The 20722-nt window shown below is 37.0% G+C and carries 25 protein-coding genes; 20 read left to right on the forward strand and 5 right to left on the reverse strand.

Annotation, left to right across the window (positions count from 1 at the left end; translation table 11 throughout):
• Positions 1-231: 231 nt before the first annotated feature.
• From asnB to ACM46_RS22495, 16 genes are all read left to right on the forward strand, one after another.
• On the forward strand, positions 232-1902 hold the full coding sequence (asnB, locus tag ACM46_RS22420; RefSeq protein WP_048508904.1) for an asparagine synthase B: 1671 nt from the start codon (positions 232-234) through the stop codon (positions 1900-1902).
• A 397-nt stretch (positions 1903-2299) separates the two neighbouring features.
• Positions 2300-3112 (forward strand): hypothetical protein, encoded by an 813-nt coding sequence (locus ACM46_RS22425; RefSeq protein ID WP_048508905.1) that lies wholly within the window; start codon positions 2300-2302, stop codon positions 3110-3112.
• A gap of 141 nt (positions 3113-3253) precedes the next feature.
• A complete protein-coding gene (locus tag ACM46_RS22430; RefSeq protein ID WP_048508906.1) occupies positions 3254-4657 on the forward strand; it encodes an MFS transporter in 1404 nt (467 codons plus the stop codon).
• A gap of 212 nt (positions 4658-4869) precedes the next feature.
• Positions 4870-5745, forward strand: coding sequence for a pirin family protein (locus tag ACM46_RS22435; RefSeq protein WP_048508907.1), 876 nt, complete (start codon positions 4870-4872; stop codon positions 5743-5745).
• 190 nt (positions 5746-5935) lie between these two features.
• On the forward strand, positions 5936-6247 hold the full coding sequence (locus ACM46_RS22440) for a GNAT family N-acetyltransferase (RefSeq protein WP_048508908.1): 312 nt from the start codon (positions 5936-5938) through the stop codon (positions 6245-6247).
• Positions 6248-6308: 61 nt separating this feature from the next.
• The gene (locus tag ACM46_RS22445) at positions 6309-7208 is read left to right on the forward strand and encodes a pirin family protein (RefSeq protein WP_048508909.1); all 900 of its coding nucleotides are present in this window, start codon (positions 6309-6311) and stop codon (positions 7206-7208) included.
• A 24-nt stretch (positions 7209-7232) separates the two neighbouring features.
• Positions 7233-7772 (forward strand): NADPH-dependent FMN reductase, encoded by a 540-nt coding sequence (locus tag ACM46_RS22450; RefSeq protein WP_048508910.1) that lies wholly within the window; start codon positions 7233-7235, stop codon positions 7770-7772.
• Positions 7765-8343, forward strand: a complete 579-nt coding sequence (locus ACM46_RS22455; RefSeq protein ID WP_048508911.1) for a TMEM175 family protein — start codon at positions 7765-7767, stop codon at positions 8341-8343. Before ACM46_RS22450 ends, ACM46_RS22455 begins: the two co-directional genes overlap by 8 nt.
• Before the next feature lies 1 nt (position 8344).
• Positions 8345-8563 (forward strand): (4Fe-4S)-binding protein, encoded by a 219-nt coding sequence (locus ACM46_RS22460; RefSeq protein WP_048508912.1) that lies wholly within the window; start codon positions 8345-8347, stop codon positions 8561-8563.
• Positions 8563-8958, forward strand: coding sequence for an OsmC family protein (locus ACM46_RS22465; protein ID WP_048508913.1), 396 nt, complete (start codon positions 8563-8565; stop codon positions 8956-8958). The genes ACM46_RS22460 and ACM46_RS22465 overlap by 1 nt, the downstream gene beginning before the upstream one ends.
• Before the next feature lies 1 nt (position 8959).
• On the forward strand, positions 8960-9247 hold the full coding sequence (locus ACM46_RS22470) for a GNAT family N-acetyltransferase (protein ID WP_173426515.1): 288 nt from the start codon (positions 8960-8962) through the stop codon (positions 9245-9247).
• Between the two features lie 114 nt (positions 9248-9361).
• Positions 9362-10801 (forward strand): sodium:solute symporter, encoded by a 1440-nt coding sequence (locus ACM46_RS22475; protein ID WP_048508914.1) that lies wholly within the window; start codon positions 9362-9364, stop codon positions 10799-10801.
• A gap of 67 nt (positions 10802-10868) precedes the next feature.
• Positions 10869-11558: an SGNH/GDSL hydrolase family protein gene (locus ACM46_RS22480; protein WP_053082736.1), complete on the forward strand. Its 690-nt coding sequence runs from the start codon at positions 10869-10871 to the stop codon at positions 11556-11558.
• 36 nt (positions 11559-11594) lie between these two features.
• Positions 11595-12113, forward strand: a complete 519-nt coding sequence (locus ACM46_RS22485) for a hypothetical protein (RefSeq protein ID WP_048508915.1) — start codon at positions 11595-11597, stop codon at positions 12111-12113.
• 95 nt (positions 12114-12208) lie between these two features.
• Positions 12209-13075: a transketolase gene (locus ACM46_RS22490; RefSeq protein ID WP_420911842.1), complete on the forward strand. Its 867-nt coding sequence runs from the start codon at positions 12209-12211 to the stop codon at positions 13073-13075.
• Positions 13076-13173: 98 nt separating this feature from the next.
• A complete protein-coding gene (locus ACM46_RS22495; RefSeq protein WP_048508917.1) occupies positions 13174-14121 on the forward strand; it encodes a transketolase family protein in 948 nt (315 codons plus the stop codon).
• A 286-nt stretch (positions 14122-14407) separates the two neighbouring features.
• Here the strand turns inward: ACM46_RS22495 and ACM46_RS23760 are convergent, their stop codons facing one another.
• From ACM46_RS23760 to ACM46_RS22510, 3 genes are read right to left on the reverse strand one after another with little or no spacing between them, the layout of a single operon-like run.
• Positions 14408-14920: a hypothetical protein gene (locus ACM46_RS23760; protein WP_241486077.1), complete on the reverse strand. Its 513-nt coding sequence runs from the start codon at positions 14918-14920 to the stop codon at positions 14408-14410.
• Entirely contained in the window at positions 14917-15381 is a 465-nt protein-coding gene (locus ACM46_RS22505; protein WP_048508918.1) for a hypothetical protein, read from the reverse strand. The genes ACM46_RS23760 and ACM46_RS22505 overlap by 4 nt, the downstream gene beginning before the upstream one ends.
• A gap of 30 nt (positions 15382-15411) precedes the next feature.
• Positions 15412-15963 (reverse strand): hypothetical protein, encoded by a 552-nt coding sequence (locus tag ACM46_RS22510; RefSeq protein WP_048508919.1) that lies wholly within the window; start codon positions 15961-15963, stop codon positions 15412-15414.
• A gap of 471 nt (positions 15964-16434) precedes the next feature.
• Between ACM46_RS22510 and ACM46_RS22515 the strand changes: the two genes are divergently transcribed.
• The 4 genes from ACM46_RS22515 to gwsS all read left to right on the forward strand — a co-directional run bounded on the left by ACM46_RS22515 (position 16435) and on the right by gwsS (position 19787).
• Positions 16435-16629, forward strand: a complete 195-nt coding sequence (locus ACM46_RS22515) for a grasp-with-spasm system A modified peptide (protein WP_048508920.1) — start codon at positions 16435-16437, stop codon at positions 16627-16629.
• Positions 16630-16681: 52 nt separating this feature from the next.
• Positions 16682-17578 (forward strand): hypothetical protein, encoded by an 897-nt coding sequence (locus ACM46_RS22520; protein WP_048508921.1) that lies wholly within the window; start codon positions 16682-16684, stop codon positions 17576-17578.
• A gap of 60 nt (positions 17579-17638) precedes the next feature.
• Entirely contained in the window at positions 17639-18541 is a 903-nt protein-coding gene (gene gwsG, locus ACM46_RS22525; RefSeq protein WP_048508922.1) for a grasp-with-spasm system ATP-grasp peptide maturase, read from the forward strand.
• Between the two features lie 175 nt (positions 18542-18716).
• Complete coding sequence (gwsS, locus tag ACM46_RS22535; protein WP_048508924.1) at positions 18717-19787, forward strand: grasp-with-spasm system SPASM domain peptide maturase; 1071 nt, start codon at positions 18717-18719, stop codon at positions 19785-19787.
• A gap of 16 nt (positions 19788-19803) precedes the next feature.
• On the opposite strand, the gene ACM46_RS22540 is transcribed toward gwsS, so the two are convergent.
• Both ACM46_RS22540 and ACM46_RS22545 read right to left on the reverse strand, forming a co-directional pair.
• Positions 19804-20181 carry a hypothetical protein gene (locus tag ACM46_RS22540; protein WP_048508925.1) on the reverse strand — a complete coding sequence of 126 codons (378 nt, stop codon included), beginning with the start codon at positions 20179-20181 and terminating at the stop codon, positions 19804-19806.
• A gap of 70 nt (positions 20182-20251) precedes the next feature.
• The gene (locus ACM46_RS22545) at positions 20252-20722 is read right to left on the reverse strand and encodes an Lrp/AsnC family transcriptional regulator (protein WP_040996736.1); all 471 of its coding nucleotides are present in this window, start codon (positions 20720-20722) and stop codon (positions 20252-20254) included.

Raw genomic sequence — 20722 nt, forward strand, 5'->3', positions numbered from 1 at the left:
AATTCATATAATAAATTACCATATATTAATAATTATTTCATTTTAATTTTGTATAGGATATAGGCCCGATTTTCCGTCAACGAAAAAAATTAATTAAATACGTGATAATTAGCTCAAATAATTAATATTTTTAATCAATTTAAATTATTTAATTAAAAATTTTAACTTTTATTTATTTTTTATTGTTATTTATAAACATCAAATCTATTTTTGTTTCAAATAAGTAACAATATGTGTGGAATTGTATGTTTGTTTGACGCCAAACAAAAGACCGAAATATTAAGACCTCAGGTTTTAGAAATGTCAAAAAAAATCCGTCACCGCGGTCCGGACTGGAGCGGTGTATTTCAGGATGACAAAGTTGTATTTTCTCATGAAAGATTGGCCATTGTAGATCCTACTTCAGGAAAACAGCCTTTATTCACTAAAGACGAAAAAATAGTTCTGGCAGTGAATGGCGAGATCTATAACCATAGAGAATTAAAAGAAGAATTTCCAGAATTTGAGTTTCAGACTCAATCCGACTGCGAAGTGATTCTGGCTCTGTATCAAAAATACGGAAAAGATTTTATTGAAAAACTCAACGGAATCTTTGCATTTGCCTTATATGATATAGAGAAAGGAATTTATCTGATTGCCCGCGATCATATGGGAATCTGCCCTCTTTATCAGGGTTGGGATAAAAACGGAAACTATTATGTGGCTTCTGAATTAAAAGCACTGGAAGGCATCTGCAAAACAATTGAGACATTTTTACCGGGACATCTTCTGTACAGCCCGGATGGGACAGAGCTTCAACAATGGTACACAAGAGACTGGGAAAGCTTCGACAGCGTAAAAGATAACGAAACCGATATTTCAAAAATAAGAAAAGGCCTTGAAGATGCCGTTCACAGACAGCTGATGAGCGATGTTCCTTACGGAGTTCTTCTATCTGGGGGGCTGGATTCATCTGTTATTTCAGCAGTGACTGCCAAATTTGCAAGACAGAGAATTGAAAGTGGTGATACTCAGGAAGCGTGGTATCCAAGACTTCACAGTTTTGCCGTAGGGTTGGTTGGATCTCCTGATCTGGCCGCAGCAAGGAAAGCAGCAGACCATATCAGATCTGTACATCATGAAGTTAATTTTACCGTTCAGGAAGGTTTGGATGCGGTACGCGACGTGATCTATCATTTGGAAACCTACGATGTCACGACCATAAGAGCTTCCACACCGATGTATCTTTTAGCAAGAGTTATCAAATCCATGGGGATTAAAATGGTGCTTTCAGGAGAAGGTTCCGATGAGCTTTTCGGAGGTTATCTGTATTTCCACAAAGCTCCGAACGCCAAAGAATTCCATGATGAAACGGTAAGAAAATTGGGCAAGCTGCATTTATACGACTGTCTAAGAGCCAACAAAGCGCTGATGAGCTGGGGAATTGAAGGCAGAGTTCCTTTTCTCGATAAAGAATTTATGGATATTGCGATGAACGTAAATCCAAAAGATAAAATGATCAACACTGCGGAAGGAAAAATCGAGAAGTGGGTTTTAAGAAAGGCTTTTGAAGATATTCTTCCTGATTCTATTGTCTGGAGACAAAAAGAACAGTTTTCAGACGGTGTGGGATATTCATGGATAGATACTTTAAAAGAAGTGGCAGAAAAAGAAGTAACGGACGAAATGATGGCCAACGCAAGATTCAGATTCCCGCTTAACACTCCTCAAAATAAGGAAGAATACCGATACAGAACAATTTTCGAAGAGCACTTCCCTAGCGAAACTGCAGCAGCAACCGTTCCTTCGGTTCCTTCGGTAGCATGTTCCACTCCTATTGCCCTGGAATGGGACGAGGCTTTCAAAAAGATGAATGATCCGAGCGGAAGAGCGGTGAAGGTACATGAGACGAGTTATGAGTGATGAATTTCGGGATGCAGGTTTAGGGTTTGAGAGTAAGAGGGTTTGAGAGTCGGAGAGTTTTGGAGTTGCTAGTTGACTGTTGCCCGTTCGAAACCCGAACCTCGCATCTTGTATTCCGAAACATGTCTGCAATCTGACATCTGGCATTAACAATTCACTTGCGAAGCAAAATTCACCATTGACCATTTCTACCTTAACTTAGTTTGAAATCTCGTGCCAACCCCTAACTTCTAACCTCTAATCTCTAACTTCTGATTTCCAAATTTTATCAATCCTGTAGCAATACGGGATTTTCTTTTGAATAAACGTTAATAATATAATATAATTTAACTGACAATCAAAAATAATATCTAAGAAATAATTATATTTGGACAACGAAAATATCAATTATAAAAAAATGAGAAGAAATCTTACTGTTTTATTTGCCTTACTATCCATCAGTTTTGCTTTCGGACAGGGAAAATATGGTAAATACTTAAACTCAAAAAAGCTTGCGTTATCTTATAAAAGCGTGAAAGATGTAGATAAGGATGACTATTATCAGCAATTCTACTGGCTGGTAAAAGCAGAACAGCTTAAAACGTATCCTCACCTTAAAGATATAAAGCCGATTGTTTTATATGAGTTCGTAAAAAAAGTAAATCCTCAGAATCCTACCAAAAAATTAGATGAAAGAGGAAAAGAGCTTAGAGCAACGGCAGAGCTGTCTTTGAATCAATATTTTAAAAACAAAAAATTCGAAAACAATTCGGTTTTAATGTACAACCTTGAAACCTATGTAGACCCTTCTAAAGGACAGTTCTACACAAAAGTAGATCCTGAAAAAATCAAAGAACTGGTTCCTAAAGAGCTTTTTGCCTTTAATTCTTTAAACAGAAATTTAGGAGAAGAAAAAACCTACTATCTATGGATTGATAAGAAAAAAGATGACCTAAATATTGTAGATATCATTCCTAACGAAAAAGAAGACAAAGATTTTTACGTAAGACTGAAACAATATCTTCCAAGCTATAAGTTTTCAAAGTATGTTCCTTCCGTGAAAAAAGGAAACAAATCAGACAAAACAGATATCGATTATTATTATATCATGCCGTTTGAGCAGAATACCGATAACATCGAATACAAAACAAAAGATTTCAAAACTTACATATTAAGCCAGTACAGAAAAGCCGGCAACGAATGGAAAGGAGTAGAAAAACCTAGAAAATAAATTGAAAAGTCCTGTGAAAATTCACAGGACTTTTTTAATTTTATATGAAATTCCTGATCTAAGGATTGACCTGTTTTAAAAACAGTCATTTCTTTCAATAAAAACAAATCTGGAAATAATTAGATTTTCAGTCTACATCGAATGACAGAAGCGAGACCTCAACAAACCTCAATAAAAAAAATACTTCCATTAATCCTGGCAACAGCCATTTTTATGCAGATGCTGGATTCTACCATTCTGAATACGTCCCTGCCCTCCATTGCAAAGGATCTTCATGAATCCCCGCTCAATATGCAGAACGCTATCATCAGCTACGTTCTTACACTGGCCGTTTTTATGCCTGCCAGCGGTTTTCTGGCAGACCGGTTCGGAACGAAAAAAGTATTTATTTTTTCTCTGGTTCTTTTCAGTTTAGGCTCCCTGTTTTGTTCTATGTCTCAGAATCTCACCCACCTTGTTATTTCAAGGGTGATTCAGGGAGTTGGAGGAAGCTTAATGACTCCGGTAGGAAAACTCGCTCTCATCAAGACTTTTGATAAAAGTGAGCTGCTGAAAGCTATGAATTTCGCTATTATTCCGGCATTGATCGGGCCTGTACTCGGTCCGTTGGTTGGAGGTTATATGGTAGATTATCTTTCGTGGCACTGGATCTTCCTTATCAATATTCCAATCGGGATTTTAGGAATTATTTTGGGACTAAAATATATGCCTGATTACAAATCCGCAAATGTAGATTTTGATTTAAAAGGATTTTTAATTTTTGCTGCCGCTTCCCTCCTGCTTTCCATTTCACTTGAGCTTTTTGGAGATATGCAGAATATAAGTCCCGTCCTTTTTGTATTTATTCTGGGCTTTTTATTTCTCTATTACTATTACAAACATGCAAAACGGGGTGGCAACCCTATTTTCCCGCTCAATCTATTTCAGGTAAGAACTTTCCGTGTAGGAATTGTCGGGAATCTCGCCACAAGATTAGGGATCAGTTCAGTTCCGCTGCTGCTTCCGCTAATGATTCAGATTGCTTACAAACAGTCCGCTGTTACTTCCGGATGGATTATTGCTCCTATGGCACTCACTGCTATATTCGGAAAATCATCAGTAATAAAAATTTTAGACAGATATGGCTACCGGCAGACTTTAATGGTGAATACTTTCATTATCGGAACCCTGATCTGCGTTCTTGCGATTCCCAACATTCACACTTCTTTATATTGGTTCGTTCCCATCATTGCTATATTGGGATTCTTCAATTCCATCCAGTTTACTTCAATGAATACCATTTCTATTGCAGACCTTAGAAACTTTCAGACCAGCAGTGGAAATTCCTTAATATCGGTCAATCAGCAGCTGGCCATCGGCTTTGGAATTGCTTTCGGATTAATTGTTTTAAAACTATTTGAAAACTCCGATTTGATTAAAGGTGAAATTCACAATGCATTCCGCTATACTTTCCTTACGGTAGGAATCTTGACTATCATCTCCGGATTTGTCTTCAGAAGGCTTCACATTTCGGATGGAAAAAATATGAAATCGAAGGAGGATTAGGCAAAGGAAGCGGAAAGGCAAAATTGCTGATTTACTGATTTACTGATTTGTTAATAAGCCAATTTATTCGCCATCTCAACCATTTCAGCCTCTCCACTCTAACCTTTTCACCATTTCACCCTTTTGCCCCTCTAACTTGTTACGAACTTAACACAGATCAATGTACCCCATTCTTCATCGCAGTATTTTTGTTGTATAAAATTCACAATATTATGACAGCGAAAAAAGTAGAAATCGTAGTATCTCCAAGACCTGCCCATTTTGTAGGCGATGGTTTTAGGGTTCATAATTTCATACCTGGGGTACACGGATTGGACATGAAAAGAATGGACCCGTTCATTATGCTTGATTACAATTCAAAATTCCACTTCAACGGTTCAGAGAGCCCCAGAGGAGTGGGTGTACATCCTCACAGAGGTTTTGAAACCGTAACCATAGCTTATCAGGGCAAAGTAGAACATCACGACAGCGCAGGCGGTGGCGGAATTATAGGCGAAGGAGATGTGCAGTGGATGACCGCTGCAAAAGGAGTGCTTCATAAAGAATACCATGAAACCGAATGGTCTAAAAAAGGAGGTATTTTTCAGATGGTTCAGCTTTGGGTGAATCTTCCGGCTAAAGATAAAATGAGCTGCCCGAAATACCAGGCTATTGAAAACGCAGCAATGGAACATGTAGATCTGGCTGAAAACGGCTTTGTAGAAATCATTGCAGGAGAATACAAAGGCCACAAAGGACCTGCTGATACTTTTACTCCTTTAAATATGATGAATGCAAAATTAAAAGCAGGCGGAAAGGCTGAATTTAATTTCCCCGCCAACTTTAACACAGCAGCATTAGTCATTGAAGGAAGTATAACCGTAAACGGAGCGGAAAAAGCAGCTTCAGATCATCTCGTTTTGTTCAGAAATGAAGGGGAAACGTTCAGCATTGAGGCTCTTGAAGATTCTGTAGTATTGATCATCAGTGGAGAACCTATTAATGAGCCTATTTATCCGCACGGACCTTTCGTAATGAATTCAAGAGAGGAAATTATGCAGGCTTTTGAAGATTACAACACCGGAAAGTTTGGTTACCTGGAAGATTAACAGAATTAAATTTATCTTAATCTTACATTATTCGTTTTTTAGTAACTTTATAATTGTGTTTGGTGAAACGCAAAGATTCAAATTGATTGATCAAACCTTATAGGTTTTAAAAGCCTATAAGGTTTAGTGAATTGTAACGCTCAATTGTCTGAATTTTTGCGATCCACCGGCACGTTTACCTATAAAATTTATGAAACCAGAATTTGAAAATATTCCTCTTGTAAAAACAGGAAAAAGATTTGAAATAGAAATCAACGGGCATTTTGCTTTTATCGACTACCGTGAAATGGGCCACCAGATTGCTTTAGTACATACGGAAGCAGAACCGGAATTGGCAGGAACTGGTGCAGCTGTGGCAGTTGTAGAAAAAACACTGGCTTATATTGAAGAAAATGAGAAAAAACTTCTTCCCTTCTGTCCTTATGTTTTTGCATACATCAAAAAACATCCGGAATGGAAACGCATCGTTGACGAAAGATTTGAAGGATATGACAAACTGTAATCCTGAAATTTAAAATCTATTTCATTCGTACTATTATCATTCAAAAACACTTAACTTTATTATGTCAAATATCGGACTTATCATAGAAGAAAAAGCAGCAGATATAGGAAATTTCCTGGTGGGAAGGCTTCTTCCGTTCCGCGAAAAAAGAGCGGTTGGACCATTTGTTTTCATTGATCATATGGGACCTTCTGAGCTGAAAGATTATCAGAATCTCGATGTTCCGCCGCATCCGCATATTGGTTTATCTACCCTTACTTACCTGCTGGAAGGATCTATTTTCCACAGAGACAGCATCGGAAGTGCCCTTGAAATAAAACCGGGCGCCGTGAACTGGATGACTGCCGGAAAAGGAGTTGTACACTCGGAAAGAACACCTGAATATCTGAGACACAGCGAAAAAAGACTTCACGGATTTCAGATCTGGGTAGGTCTTCCGAAACATCTGGAACAGACTGAGCCCTCTTTCCATCACATTGAAGCGGACGAAATTCCGGTGTGGGAAGAAGATGGAGTTCAGTATAAATTAATTGCCGGAGAAGCTTTCGGAAGAAGTTCTGCGGTTCCTGTTCACAGTAAATTATTTTTCATTGAAATAAAAACTAAAGAAGCAAAGAAAATAAGTATCGGAAAAGATCTTTACGGCGAAGCGGCCATGTATGTACTGGACGGAACCGTTTCCACAGAAGGAAATTCTTATGGTTCAAAACAGCTGATGATTGCTAAGGATACCAAGCTTTGCGAGTTTGAGATGAGCGAAAACGGCACCGTATATCTTTTCGGAGGAGAACCTTTTGATGAGGAGCGTTTTATATTCTGGAATTTCGTAAATTCAGATAAAGAAATGATTGATCAAGCCAAAGTGAACTGGAATGATCAGAATCATGATGCTTTTCCTTTGGTTCCGGGTGACGAAAAAGAATTCGTTCCGCTTCCTAAGGCTATTCTAAACAGAAAATAACGCTCAGCACCCCAGTAATACACCATGAAAATATTAGCATTTGCAGGAAGTACTTCTTCAACCTCGATCAATAGGGAACTGGTAAAATTTGTTCTGAAAGATTTTCAGAATGAGGAGATCAATTTTATTGACCTTAATGACTTTACCATGCCGGTTTTTTCTGTAGATCTGGAAAAGAAAGGATTTCCGGAGGAAGCCCACCATTTTTTAAAAGTGATTGAGGAATGTGATGTGATTATCTGCTCACTGGCAGAACACAACAGGTCTTACAGCTCAGCTTTTAAAAATGTCTTCGACTGGTCGTCCAGAATCAATGTAAAGGTATTTCAAAATAAGCCGATGCTTTTAATGAGCACTTCTCCCGGAGGTTATGGCGGCGGAAATGTAATGAATACCGCTAAAACATTTTTCCCGCAGTTTGCAGCAGATATTAAAGATACTTTTTCACTTCCCAAGTTTTATGACAATTTTGATTTGGAAAACGGTGTCATTAATCCTGACATGCTTAAGGAGCTTAAAGATAAAATAGGAAACTTTAAAAACGAGGTCAAAACCAATGACTAAAGGAAGACTGGAAGCTTTCAGTGATGGTGTCCTGGCTATCATTATTACCATCATGGTCCTTGAACTGAAGGTTCCGGAAGGGAGCAATTGGGCGAATCTCAAGCCTCTTATTCCTAAGTTTCTGGCTTATATTTTCAGTTTTATTTATGTAGGAATTTACTGGAACAATCATCACCATCTCTTTCAGGCGGTGAAAAAAATCAACGGAAGTATTCTGTGGGCGAATCTTCACCTTCTGTTCTGGCTGTCTCTGATGCCTGTTGCCACGGAATGGATTGGTGCCACCCATTTTGCTAAAAATCCCGTTGCAGCATACGGAATATGCCTTATTATGTCGGCGGTGGCTTATACTATTTTAGAGAATCTCATCATCCGTTGTGAAGGAGAAAATTCCAAGTTGAAAGAAGCTATTCACACGAAGTTTAAAGAGTATATTTCTATTGTATTTTATGTCCTCGGAATCGCAGTTTCATTTTTTTATCCTTATATTGCCATAGGTTTTTATTATATCGTGGCTCTTATATGGCTGATTCCGGACCGAAGAATCGAAAAAACATTAAAAGAAAATTGATATGGAAACACACGAATATCCTAACGGCAGTATCACTGTCATCTGGCAGCCCCAGAAGTGTATCCACTCGGCTGTCTGCGTAAAAATGCTTCCCAAAGTCTACAATCCTAAAGACAGACCCTGGATAAAAGCTGAAAACGCAAGCCCTGAGGAGCTTAAAAATCAGATAGACCAATGCCCTTCAGGAGCATTAAGTTATAAATTCAATACCAAACAATAATGGCGGTAACCGTAAAAGCAAGCTTAGGCAAAACAAAATATTATACTGAGGTAACGGCCGGTGAAAATCAGATCATTACCGATGAACCGGTAGACAAAGGAGGACAGAATAAAGGTTTCAATCCTATGGAAATTCTGGCCACCTCTCTGGCAAGCTGTACAGCTGCTACATTAAGAATGTACATCGAAAGAAAGGAATGGGATGTGGAAAACATCCATGTAGAAGTGGAACTTGAAAACTATCCTTTAACCAAAAGAGCAATTTTCAAAAGAGACATTACTTTCGAAGGTATTCTGGATGACGAACAGATGAAAAGGTTGCATACCATTGCAGATGCCTGCCCTATACACAAAATATTAACCAACGAAATAGAAATACTAACCAAATTCTCATAAGATGATCGAAGTAAAACAAAACAACGACGAGAAACACGGAAGTTTTGAGGCTTTCATAGACGGAAGACGCGCAGGTATGATGACCTACACCTGGGCGGGAGAAGAAAGATTTATCATTGACCACACCGAGGTGGAAGAAGCCTACAACGGAAAAGGCGTAGGAAAAGAAATGCTTCTGGCAGCAGTAGATTTTGCCAGGAAAAACAACAAAAAAATCATTCCTCTTTGTCCGTTTGCCAAAGCAAGTTTTCAGAAAAGTGAGGAGCTGCAGGATGTTTTAGTCAACTGACCTTAATTTCTATCCTTAAAATACAGGCCTTTCAGAGTTTAACATCTGGAAGGCTTTTTCTTTTTCAGCAGAACAGAAAAAAACTATATTTGCTAAAATTTTAATTAAAAAACTATGTCTCCAGTTATATTGCTGTCTATTATTATCGTCTACTTCGCATTGTTGCTGTGGGTAGCCTACAGAACAGGTAAAGGAAGTGATAATGAAAGTTTCTTTATTGGAAACCGTAAGAGTAACTGGATGCTGGTGGCTTTTGGAATGATTGGAACATCGCTTTCCGGAGTCACATTTGTAAGTGTTCCCGGGGCAGTAGGAAATGATAAATTCGGATACCTGCAGATCACTTTGGGATATCTTATCGGGTATATTGTGGTGGCGTATGTTCTTCTGCCTTTGTATTACCGTCTGAAGCTTACTTCTATTTACGGATATCTTCAGCAGAGAATGGGACAGCTTTCCTATAAATCGGGAGCATGGATTTTCATTGTTTCGAGATTGGTTGGAGCTACAGCACGACTGTATCTTGTGGTGAATATCCTTCAGATTTCTATTCTGGACAGTTTAGGCGTTCCATTTATTGTAACTACACTGATTATTCTGGCCATGATTATTCTTTATACTTATGAAGGCGGTGTAAAAACAATTGTCTGGACAGATACCTTACAGACTTCCTGTATGCTTTTAGGATTGATTATCTGTACGGTGTATATGCTTAATCATTTAGGTTTAAGTTTTGGAGAAAGTTTTACGGCAATGCAGGATAAAGGCTACACAAGAATCTTTGATTTTGATCCGAACCAAAAAAGTTTTTTCATTAAACAGATTCTTGCTGGAGCATTCATCACGATTACCATGACGGGAATTGATCAGGAAATGATGCAAAAAAGCTTATCCGTAACCAGACTGAAAGATTCACAGAAAAACATGGTGACTTTAGGCTTCATCCTTCTGGGTGTGATTTCACTGTTTCTTTATATGGGTGGACTTCTTCACCTTTACGGAGCACAGGAACATGTAACCAGCTCCGGAGATCAGCTTTTCCCTGATGTAGCCCTGAACCATATGCCCGGGTTTATTTCTATCATCTTTATTATTGCTCTTATTTCAGCCTTATTTCCAAGTGCAGACGGAGCGATGACCGCCCTTACTTCTTCATTATGTATTGATATTTTCGGGATGAAGGAAAAGACAGACTGGGATGATTCCAAAAAAGAAAAATTCAGAAAAAGAATACACCTTATTGTGGCATTATCTTTCCTGATCATGGTGATTATTTTTAAAGTCATCAATGACAATTCCATGATTGGTCTTATTCTAAAACTGGCCGGATTTACCTACGGACCGCTTCTTGGCCTTTTTGCTTTTGGAATTTTTACAAAATACAAGGTGAATGACAAGCTTGTTCCTTACGTGTGTATAGCTGCTCCTGTGATTTCGTTCTTTATTGACAAATACCAGGAAAAACTGTTCGGAGATTTTAAAATCGGGCTGGAATTGCTGATCATCAATGGATTGTTGACATTCATAGGGCTTTGGCTGATCAGAAAGAAATAATGATAGAGTAAACGGGATAAAGCCCGTTTCTATTGAATATTGGGTCCTGTAATAGATAACATTCAATATGAAAATATCAATATTCATAATATTTGGCTTGTTTTTAAGCCAGTTCGTCAACGCACAAAGCGCTGTTGATTTTGCTAATCTTGCCCGGTACAAGGAAGACAATTCGGTTCTTTTAAGTACCAGAAAAAAAATTGATGTGGTTTTTATGGGAAACTCCATTACTGAAGGATGGGTAAAAAGTCATCCGGAGTTTTTTTCTGAAAATAATTACACAGGCAGAGGAATCAGCGGACAGACTTCATCACAAATGCTTCTGCGCTTTCAGAATGATGTGATCGCTCTAAAACCGAAACTGGTGGTTATTAATGCCGGGACTAACGACATTGCTCAAAATGCAGGAATTTATGATCCTGAGTTTACTTTTAACACCATAAAATCAATGGTACAGATTGCTGAAAGCAATGGAATAAAAGTAATTATTGCTTCTGTTTTGCCTGCAGCTTCATTTCCCTGGCGTAAAGAAATCACAGATGTTCCCCAGAAAGTAGATGCCTTAAACAACAGGTTGAAACAATATGCCCAAAGCCGCAAAATTACCTTTGCAGATTACAACACTTCCATGCGGAACGAAAAAGGCGGTATGCGCGAGGGCCTTTCAATTGATGGCATTCATCCTAATTCTGCAGGATATGCCATTATGGAACCGATTATTAAAAAAGCCCTTAATAAAGCTTTAGGAAAAAAATAAAATCATTATTCATCATCAATCACTAAACTATAAACCATGAAAAAAATTATTTCTCTTTTTGTTTTTGTATGGACATTCAGCTGGGTGAGCGCTCAGGATTTTGAGATTTCCACTTTAAGAATGGGACCTTACAAAATTTTAATGGAAAAAGCTGAGATAGAAAAGCTTTCCGGAACCAAGCTGAAAATAACCTACGGTGAACAAAAAAACACGATAAAACACAATGGGGAAAACATTTCAATTGATCTTTATGAAAAATATCTGAGTGAAAGCCAACCCAGCGTTCCTGCTATTATGGGAATGATAACCACCAGCAAAAAATTTAAAACGAAAAGCGGAATCGGGATCGGAAATACCAAAGATGATCTGATTAATGCGTATAGAAATTATCCTAGCTTCAGTGTACATCCTGCCTGGAGCGACAAGAGTGAGAAACCACTTAAGGATACCGGATATTTCACTTTAGAAGACCTTGATGCCGGAACGCAGCTTTCTTTTAAATTTGTTAATAATATCATTACAGAAATATCGGTATACCTTACTGAAGGCTGTTAGAATCGGTATTTCCCTGAGATAATTCTAAATCCGGATCACAAGTCCGGATTTTTGCATTTCCATAAGCCGTTAAAAAATTGTAAATTCGCGTGCAAATAAATCGAGATATAATGAGTAAAAGTATTGAAGAGTTAAAATCTCTTACTACGCAGATCAGAAGAGACATTTTAAGAATGGTTCACGCTGTAAATTCAGGGCACCCGGGCGGAAGTTTAGGTTGTACGGAATTTTTCACAGCGCTTTACGGAAAGGTGATGAATTACAAGCTGCCTTTCACTATGGAGGGGAAGAATGAGGATCATTTTTATCTTTCAAACGGGCATATTTCCCCGGTTTACTATTCTACTTTAGCGAGATTTAACTTCTTTCCGGTAGAAGAACTGAAAACTTTCAGAAAACTGGATTCAAGACTTCAGGGCCACCCAACTACTCACGAAGGTCTTCCGGGAATCAGAATTGCTTCCGGATCTCTTGGTCAGGGGCTTTCTGTAGCACTTGGTGTAGCTCAGGGTAAGAAACTGGACGGAGACTCATCTCTTGTTTACACGCTTCACGGAGACGGTGAACTTCAGGAAGGTCAGGTTTGGGAAGCTTTCATGTACGCTGCTGCTAAAAAAGTGGATAATATCATTTCTACTATTGACTACAACGGACGTCAGATTGACGGAGATACAGATGATGTATTAAGCTTAGGAAATCTTCATGCTAAACTTGAAGCATTCGGATGGACAGTTTTAGAAGAGAAAAACGGTAACGATCTTGAAGCAGTAATTGCGATCCTTGAGAAAGCAAAAACTGAAACAGGAAAAGGAAAACCGGTAGTAATCCTTCTTCATACGGAAATGGGTTACGGAGTAGATTATATGATGGGAAGCCATGCATGGCACGGAAAAGCTCCAAATGACGAGCAGCTTGAAACGGCATTCAAACAATTATACCTGGAATCTCCTGCTGATTATTAGTCATCAATGATCAATAATAAAGGTAAATGATCATGCTTTTTATCTCTTTATAAACAGCTATCATTTATCAATTATCAAAAAAACTTTAGTAAAAAAAAATGAAATATACATATACAGAAAAAAAGGACACACGTTCAGGATTCGGAGCCGGATTAGCAGAACTTGCCGATAAAAACCCTAACGTAGTGGCACTTTGTGCAGACCTTATCGGTTCTTTGAAAATGGAGAAATTCATCGAGAAAGCACCTGAAAGATTTTTTCAGATAGGGATTGCAGAAGCCAACATGATGGGAATTGCTGCGGGTTTAAGCATCACTGGAAAAATTCCTTTTACAGGAACTTTTGCGAACTTTTCTACTTCAAGAGTATATGATCAGATCCGTCAGTCTATTGCCTATTCAGGTAAAAATGTAAAGATCTGTGCTTCTCATGCCGGTCTTACTTTAGGGGAAGACGGTGCTACTCACCAAGTTCTTGAAGATATCGGTATGATGAAAATGCTTCCTGGAATGACAGTAATCAACCCTTGTGACTACAACCAGACCAAAGCAGCAACTATTGCTATCGCTGAACACGAAGGTCCTGTATATTTAAGATTCGGAAGACCTACCGTTCCTGTATTTATTCCTGAAGACATGCCTTTCGAAATTGGAAAAGGAATTCTTCTTCAGGAAGGTACTGATGTAACGATTGTTGCTACAGGACACCTGGTTTGGGAGTCTCTTGTAGCTGCAGACGAGCTTGAAAAAGAAGGTATTTCCTGTGAGGTGATCAATATCCACACGATCAAACCTCTGGATGAAGAAATCATCATTAAATCTGTTGAAAAAACAGGTAAGATTGTTACGGCTGAAGAGCACAACTATCTTGGTGGTTTAGGAGAATCTGTAGCGGGAATGCTTGCCAGAAAAAGACCTACAAGACAGGAGTTTGTAGCAGTAAACGATACTTTCGGAGAATCTGCAACGCCTGCTGAGCTTATGAAAAAATACAAAATCGACGCTGCTGCTGTAAAAGAGGCTGTGAAGAGAATTTTAGCGAACTAAGTTACGCTATCAGATATACTGGCTCGGGCTGTTTCTTCGAAACAGCCCGAGCTTTTTTTTGGAGAATCAGGGTGTTTGTAGATTAGATTTCAGATGGATGGGATGGTGGCTTCGAGGGCCTCAGCCACCATGGGTATTAGCCGCCAGATTTCAGATGTGTCTTGGGATATGAGTTTAGAGATTTGAACTAGTAAAACAGCAACCAGCAACTCCCTGCTCTAAAACCCTCAAACGCTACTACTCTCCTACCCGAGACCCATACCCCGAAACATTTAACTCCAACGTACTACTGCGGTCTGTTCATAGGAACATTCAACGCATCCAGTACCGGAAATAATATGGTATTCTGAAATTCGTCTTCTTTTATGCGGGAGGCTGCAGATCCGGAAAAATAATTACTGATTCTATAGTTTTTAACAAACTGATTTCTCTTTTTACCGATCACGTAGTAATAACCTCCACTGTCTTCATTAATAAAATAGGTCATTTCATCGAAGTTCATGATCTTTTGGGTAAAAAATAATTTCCGGTAGATACATTTCTCTCTTTTATCGAAAATGTATTTTACAGGAACTCTGAAAAGCAGATCTATCAGAAAATATCCCATGTAAACCACCCAGAGGGAAACGGCAATAACCAATGCTTTTTCAGACAGTATATTTTTGAAATAATATAATACAGGGGCCACAAGAACACCGGCTGCCAGCCACCATTTCAGAGTACGCAGAAAGTTATAATTGGGCATAAAGCTTATTTCACTTCCATTTTCTTCGAATTTGTACTGATCTATGGTATTCATCGGATGTTTTCGTTTAAACTCATAATATCTTCGGTTTCGTTCACCATTTTCTGTATTCCTTTATGGGTAAGGGCCTGCCCGATGGTCAGTTTCTCCTCTTTTCCGTTAACGTTAAAGTGAATGGCAAGCATTACGTTGGTGGTGATAAATCCCATGTATTTCATTGCTACTACCCGAAAACCGGTAAAATCTGCGAAAGAATATGTTTTTGCGGGAACAAAAATACTGTGTTTTCCGGTTACTGTTTTCTGCACGGTATCTATGACCAGCTTTTTCGCGAAAAAATTGACGATGATCAGCACTCCAAATGCGATGAGTACTACTCCCAGTAAGGGAAGGCGAATTTTATAAACCATTCCTGCCGCAATGAACATCAGAATCGCCAGTATGAAAATAAATACAGGCTGGTTTTTAAAAATAAAAAGGGTTCCGTCTTTTCTGTAAAATTGATAATTCTTCATGATTAATAGTAATGTATAAATGGATATTTTTTATGATGTATAGCGTTCTGCAATTTCATCGTTATTCAGGCTCTGCAGCGTATTCAAATCTGTTTTAAAATAGCTGTCATGAATGGAGAAATAAGCATCTGTGCGGTTTTCTGTTTGTATTGACGCTTTTTTCCAGGAGTCGAAGAACCAGTTTTCAAAAATTTCATATTTCTCATCATTGTAATCATCCATCACTTCATCAAAATCTTCTTCGTCTTCATACTGTTCCTGAAAGTCTGAAGCTTCTGTCCATAATTTTTCAGGTATAAAAGCGGTCCAATCATCGGTTTCATTCTCCTGCTTTCTTCTTTGATCGCCCATCTTATATGTTTTAGTGAGAATGTCTCCGGCTTTATCTGTACCCCAAGCTATGATATCCAGATAATCGTATTCATATTCGAAATATAAAGCTTTGAGATCTTTTTCATTCTTCCCTTCAAGATAATTTAATCGGTCTCCGTCAATGATGTGTACAAGGTCTTTAATGAAAGATTCCTGAGCTTCCTCCAGATAATTTTTTAAATCAATATTAAGTTGTTTAAAGCTCTGCATACTTCAATTTTATGGTTTTGGTGATGATGATGGTGATCAAGATACAAAAATAGATGAAAAATTAAATAGTCGGAATCATCATCTATGATAGTTTCTGCGTTATTTTTTGCATGCATGTCATTTTACGACCCTATAACATAGGCCTATTATGTTATTTATCTAATGATTTAATCCTCAAAATCCGACTCTAAGATTCTCAGTTTTTACTTAATAAAATTTCCAAGCATGGGAATTTTCCGGTTTCATTTCAATGTGTACAATCTTACATCTTTCAGGGATAAATCTACAATAAACCCGCACGTTAATTCACATCAATGAGATGTAATAATCTATAGTTTTGAAATCATCAACGTTGATGTGGCATTCAACAGATCTCCTGTAAGTGTACAGTACATGAAGAAACAGCGAATGGCAAAACCCATGTCAGGGTTTATATGGCAACACAAATATTAATTATAAAATGATTCAATTATGAAAAAATTAAATGGAATGAAGAATTTTTCTTCATTGGAAAACAAGAAACTGAAAAATTCAAAAATGATTTTTGGAGGTGGTACAAATGTTAGAACTACAGAACCAACAGGGCCAAATGGCCAGCCTGGTAATACTGGTGATACCCGAATCTTAAATGATGGAAAGGCTCATTCTACCATAACGGTTGATTAAATATGAGAGGGGGAATTCCCCCTCTTTTTCATATGAAAAAATATATTCGGTCATGAAATATCGAAAAATCATTTTACTACTTCTATTTACAATACTAAATTTTCCTTCCTGCAAAAGCAAAAAGCTTAATTATATCAATTATTACAATAAAGTTTACGCTATTGACAGTACTCATAGAGTCGACAAAGATACATTAGCAACCATCAGAAATTACAAAAGACTATTCAGGAAATATCCTCCTATGCAGAATGAAAGAATGGAGGAATACGAAACTTACATCAGGTATGCTGATCAGCTTCATAAGAATTTCGGAGGAAAAAGAAGTCTTGACAAGCTTTTAGATCAGGTTGCTCCTAATTGGAAATACAAAAGACAAGAGCCTGAATTTTTTAAACTCTATAAAAAATACGGAATTGATAGCATTACTGTAGAAAGAAAAATTCTTCAATGGAAACAGAAATTAAACAGTGTATTAATTGATTCTTTTAGCATTGCTTTCAAGCGTAATCAATATAATGACCGCATAGGACCAATAGTTGAAATCAATGACAGAAAAAATGCAGAGCTTCTGATCTGGGTATTTAAAAATTATGGTTTTCCTTCAAGACAAAAAATAGGACTTTATGGAAACAATGAGCAATTTATGTTTATGGGGGCTCTCCTTAATCATATGGCTGGAACAGTACATTATGAATATTTTAAAACAAAATTACTAGAATATGTAAAATCTGGTGAATGCCTTCCGAGAGATTATATAGAGATGGTTGATAAATATCAGTACATTCATTATTATGATACTGTTTATCACATATTTGTACATTACAACAGACCTGATTTTAATGCTTCTGATTCTTCAAGAATAGATAGGAATAGAAAAGCAATAGGCTTTCCAACTCTTAAACAGTCATTGAAAATAACTAAAGATTTCCAGAAAAAAAACAACCGTTAGGCTTATCTGTTTAAGCAGATTTCAAAGATCCTAACTTGTTGATCTAAAACCAACATAACTATGATTCTGATTCTTTCTCAAAATAATGAAATTACCACAACTGAAGTTATTAAATATCTTATTCAAATGAAGAAAAAATTCCTCCGTATTCACGAAGATGAAGTTTTTGAGATCAAAACTCAAAACAAGAGGATTTTATTGGAAAGCAATCGTAATATTTTTTTTCTTGATGATATAAAAAGTGTTTGGTATCGGAGAGGAGGATTAAGTTTTAAAAGGTTAAAGTATGACAATAGGTCTATTCATCTGAATATGATAGAAACACAGTATTGGCTTGAGGACTATGTACGAAAAACACTGGAATCCAAAAGGAATATTAATAAAGAAAGTAACAGCGACATCAATAAACTTATCGTTCTAGACAAGGCAAAAGACATTGGATTTGATGTTCCTGAATATTTTTTGGCAGAAAATACTGACGATGTGGAAATAGAAAAGACCATTATAAAAACCCTGAACGGAAATGTCATGCTAAACGAAATAAAGAAAAATTTTGGCGGTTTCATGTATACATCTGTCATAAAAGGTCATGAAAATGGAAATTTTTTCATAACATTTTTCCAGGAGAAAATTGAAAAAGATTTTGAAGTAAGGACTTTTTATTTGAATGGCCATTGTTGGTCTATGGCAATATTCTCACAGAATGACACACAGACTAAAGTAGATTTCAGAAAATATAACGAAATAAAGCCTAACAGGAATGTTTCTTATCATCTTCCCCTCTATCTTGAACAAAAAATAAACCTGCTTATGCAGTCTTTTGATCTTAATTCTGGTTCCCTCGATTTTATAAAGAAAGGAGATAAGTTTTATTTTCTAGAGATAAACCCTATTGGCCAATTCATGGGAATGTCTAATACCTGTAATTATTTCCTTGAGCAAAAAATAGCCGAATACTTATGAAAAAACTGTATAACGAAAAAAACAAATTACCTCTTACATTTAAATATATTGAGATCTTTAAAACAAAAAACGTTGGAAAAATTCATAGTAACATGTTATATTTTGTCCAAAGCGAAAGCTATCAGACAGAACATCATGTAAGAGAGAAACCACTAAAACCACTCATACGAATTTTATGAAATATTTTAATTTATTCAACAATATTCTCGTTACAAAAGGGGTTAAACGTATTTTAATCTCAGATCTTCAAAGAAATTTTTCAGAGCTCTACGCTTTAGAGTTTTATGAAATTATAGAAGAATTGAAAACTAAGTCAATAGAAAACATTCTGAAAGATTATGATGCTGAATCCAAACTATTTATTCAGGAATATATTCATCTGTTGATTGAAAAAGAATACGGCTTTATAACGGAAAATGATTGGGACAAGAATTTTCCTCCTCTTTCTTATCAATTCCACGAACCTAACGAAATTTCAAATATTTTTATTGAAATTAATAACAACTCTATTCTGGACAACATAAAACAAAGTGTGGAAAACCTTGGAGTGAAGCATGTTGTTATTTACAGTCATAACAAACTTTTGCTAAAGGATTTCCGGGATATTGATTCCCAATTTAAAAGCTCAGTTTTAAATGGTGTTGAAATTATTTCGCCTTTCCATGAGAGTATAGACAGGAACTTTATTGATAGTCTTAATCAAACCGTAGAACTTATTTACAGTTTAACATTTCATAGCTGTCCGAAAATTCCATTCAGATCAAAAGATGAATTCAGATTTGCTTTACAATTCAGCCGTGAAGATTTAAAGATTTCCTCCTGCGGAAAGGTAGATCTGAAATATTTCAATACCAATCTTTCTAAGGTCCTTGAAGCATTCAATTATAATTCCTGCCTTTATAAAAAAATCGGAATAGACCTTCACGGCAACATCAAAAACTGTCCTCTTATGCCCGAAGTGTTCGGAAACGTTCATCATAACAGCCTGGAAGAAGCTCTGGCTAAACCAGGATTTAAAAAGTATTGGGAGATCACCAAAGACCAGATAGAAGTCTGTAAGGACTGTGAATTCAGATACATATGTACAGACTGCAGAGCTTATACGGAACGGAGCCACATCAATAATGACGGAGCAGACGTTTCCAAGCCTCTAAAATGCGGTTACGATCCTTATACAGGAAAATGGGAAGACTGGAGCAGAAACCCGCTAAAACAACAGGCTATTCGCTTGTACAAACTTAATTAGTACTCAGGTTACACTCTTATCTGAAAAATTTCCACTTCGGAATAATAGCCAGCATTCCAAATCCTGTAAAAAGGAAAAGATTCGTTACATCCGTATACAGGAATGTAGACAGGTAATAGTTGTGCATAAAGAAATGCAGAACCAGAAGAGCGGGAAACATGAAAATTCCTACTTTTTTGTAAAAGAACATCAGGACGAGCCCGATCATCATTAAAACATCAATGGAAAATATCACGAAGAAATACCATCTCGGGATCTGAAGATATTCGTGCTGAAGATACTCATCCACATCAATTCCCAGCCCCATCACGGTGAACAGCATCAAAGCTGCAAATGCTAAAATAAAGCCCCATCCTTTCTTTGGATCCTCATCAAAATAACTGTATTCTTCCATAGTACAAAAATAAAGAACTTATGAATATCTTCATAAGTTCTTCGCTATATTTATTCGTTTAAAATTTGAATTATATAGAAATAGCGTTGATCAATCTGTTTTTGTCGCTCAAGTACTCTTCCATGGAGATCATACTTTCGGTTCTCATTACATCTTGAATGTCGTCTATCTGATAGATAATTCTTTTAGCGTCATCCGTATTCTTAGCTCTTACTTTACAGAAAATGTTATATTTTCCGGAAATTACACTTGCCTCGATTACATTCGGAAGCGTTGATAATTCTTTCAGTACTTCCTGAGTACGGTTCGATTTTGTCAAAAGGATTCCAATGAAAGCTGTAAAGTGATAATCCAGCTTGCCATAATCGATATTAAGAGATGATCCCAAAATAATACCCGCATCCTCCATTTTTTTCACTCTCACGTGAATTGTTCCAGCAGAAACATCCATCTGCTTTGCAATTTCAGTAAAAGGCATTCTTGTGTTTTCTACTAAGAAATCAAGAATTTTCTTGTCTATTTCGTCCAGTTGATAGTTCAT

Origin of the sequence: Chryseobacterium angstadtii, assembly GCF_001045465.1 — a bacterium.
Classification (GTDB): Bacteria; Bacteroidota; Bacteroidia; order Flavobacteriales; family Weeksellaceae; genus Chryseobacterium; species Chryseobacterium angstadtii.

Coding starts and splice junctions, on each gene's coding strand:
- asnB (WP_048508904.1), top strand. CDS start 232: ATGTGTGGAATTGTATGTTTGTTTGACGCCAAACAAAAGACCGAAATA.
- ACM46_RS22425 (WP_048508905.1), top strand. CDS start 2,300: ATGAGAAGAAATCTTACTGTTTTATTTGCCTTACTATCCATCAGTTTT.
- ACM46_RS22430 (WP_048508906.1), top strand. CDS start 3,254: ATGACAGAAGCGAGACCTCAACAAACCTCAATAAAAAAAATACTTCCA.
- ACM46_RS22435 (WP_048508907.1), top strand. CDS start 4,870: ATGACAGCGAAAAAAGTAGAAATCGTAGTATCTCCAAGACCTGCCCAT.
- ACM46_RS22440 (WP_048508908.1), top strand. CDS start 5,936: ATGAAACCAGAATTTGAAAATATTCCTCTTGTAAAAACAGGAAAAAGA.
- ACM46_RS22445 (WP_048508909.1), top strand. CDS start 6,309: ATGTCAAATATCGGACTTATCATAGAAGAAAAAGCAGCAGATATAGGA.
- ACM46_RS22450 (WP_048508910.1), top strand. CDS start 7,233: ATGAAAATATTAGCATTTGCAGGAAGTACTTCTTCAACCTCGATCAAT.
- ACM46_RS22455 (WP_048508911.1), top strand. CDS start 7,765: ATGACTAAAGGAAGACTGGAAGCTTTCAGTGATGGTGTCCTGGCTATC.
- ACM46_RS22460 (WP_048508912.1), top strand. CDS start 8,345: ATGGAAACACACGAATATCCTAACGGCAGTATCACTGTCATCTGGCAG.
- ACM46_RS22465 (WP_048508913.1), top strand. CDS start 8,563: ATGGCGGTAACCGTAAAAGCAAGCTTAGGCAAAACAAAATATTATACT.
- ACM46_RS22470 (WP_173426515.1), top strand. CDS start 8,960: ATGATCGAAGTAAAACAAAACAACGACGAGAAACACGGAAGTTTTGAG.
- ACM46_RS22475 (WP_048508914.1), top strand. CDS start 9,362: ATGTCTCCAGTTATATTGCTGTCTATTATTATCGTCTACTTCGCATTG.
- ACM46_RS22480 (WP_053082736.1), top strand. CDS start 10,869: ATGAAAATATCAATATTCATAATATTTGGCTTGTTTTTAAGCCAGTTC.
- ACM46_RS22485 (WP_048508915.1), top strand. CDS start 11,595: ATGAAAAAAATTATTTCTCTTTTTGTTTTTGTATGGACATTCAGCTGG.
- ACM46_RS22495 (WP_048508917.1), top strand. CDS start 13,174: ATGAAATATACATATACAGAAAAAAAGGACACACGTTCAGGATTCGGA.
- ACM46_RS23760 (WP_241486077.1), bottom strand. CDS start 14,920: ATGAATACCATAGATCAGTACAAATTCGAAGAAAATGGAAGTGAAATA.
- ACM46_RS22505 (WP_048508918.1), bottom strand. CDS start 15,381: ATGAAGAATTATCAATTTTACAGAAAAGACGGAACCCTTTTTATTTTT.
- ACM46_RS22510 (WP_048508919.1), bottom strand. CDS start 15,963: ATGCAGAGCTTTAAACAACTTAATATTGATTTAAAAAATTATCTGGAG.
- ACM46_RS22515 (WP_048508920.1), top strand. CDS start 16,435: ATGAAAAAATTAAATGGAATGAAGAATTTTTCTTCATTGGAAAACAAG.
- ACM46_RS22520 (WP_048508921.1), top strand. CDS start 16,682: ATGAAATATCGAAAAATCATTTTACTACTTCTATTTACAATACTAAAT.
- gwsG (WP_048508922.1), top strand. CDS start 17,639: ATGATTCTGATTCTTTCTCAAAATAATGAAATTACCACAACTGAAGTT.
- gwsS (WP_048508924.1), top strand. CDS start 18,717: ATGAAATATTTTAATTTATTCAACAATATTCTCGTTACAAAAGGGGTT.
- ACM46_RS22540 (WP_048508925.1), bottom strand. CDS start 20,181: ATGGAAGAATACAGTTATTTTGATGAGGATCCAAAGAAAGGATGGGGC.
- ACM46_RS22545 (WP_040996736.1), bottom strand. CDS start 20,722: ATGAACTATCAACTGGACGAAATAGACAAGAAAATTCTTGATTTCTTA.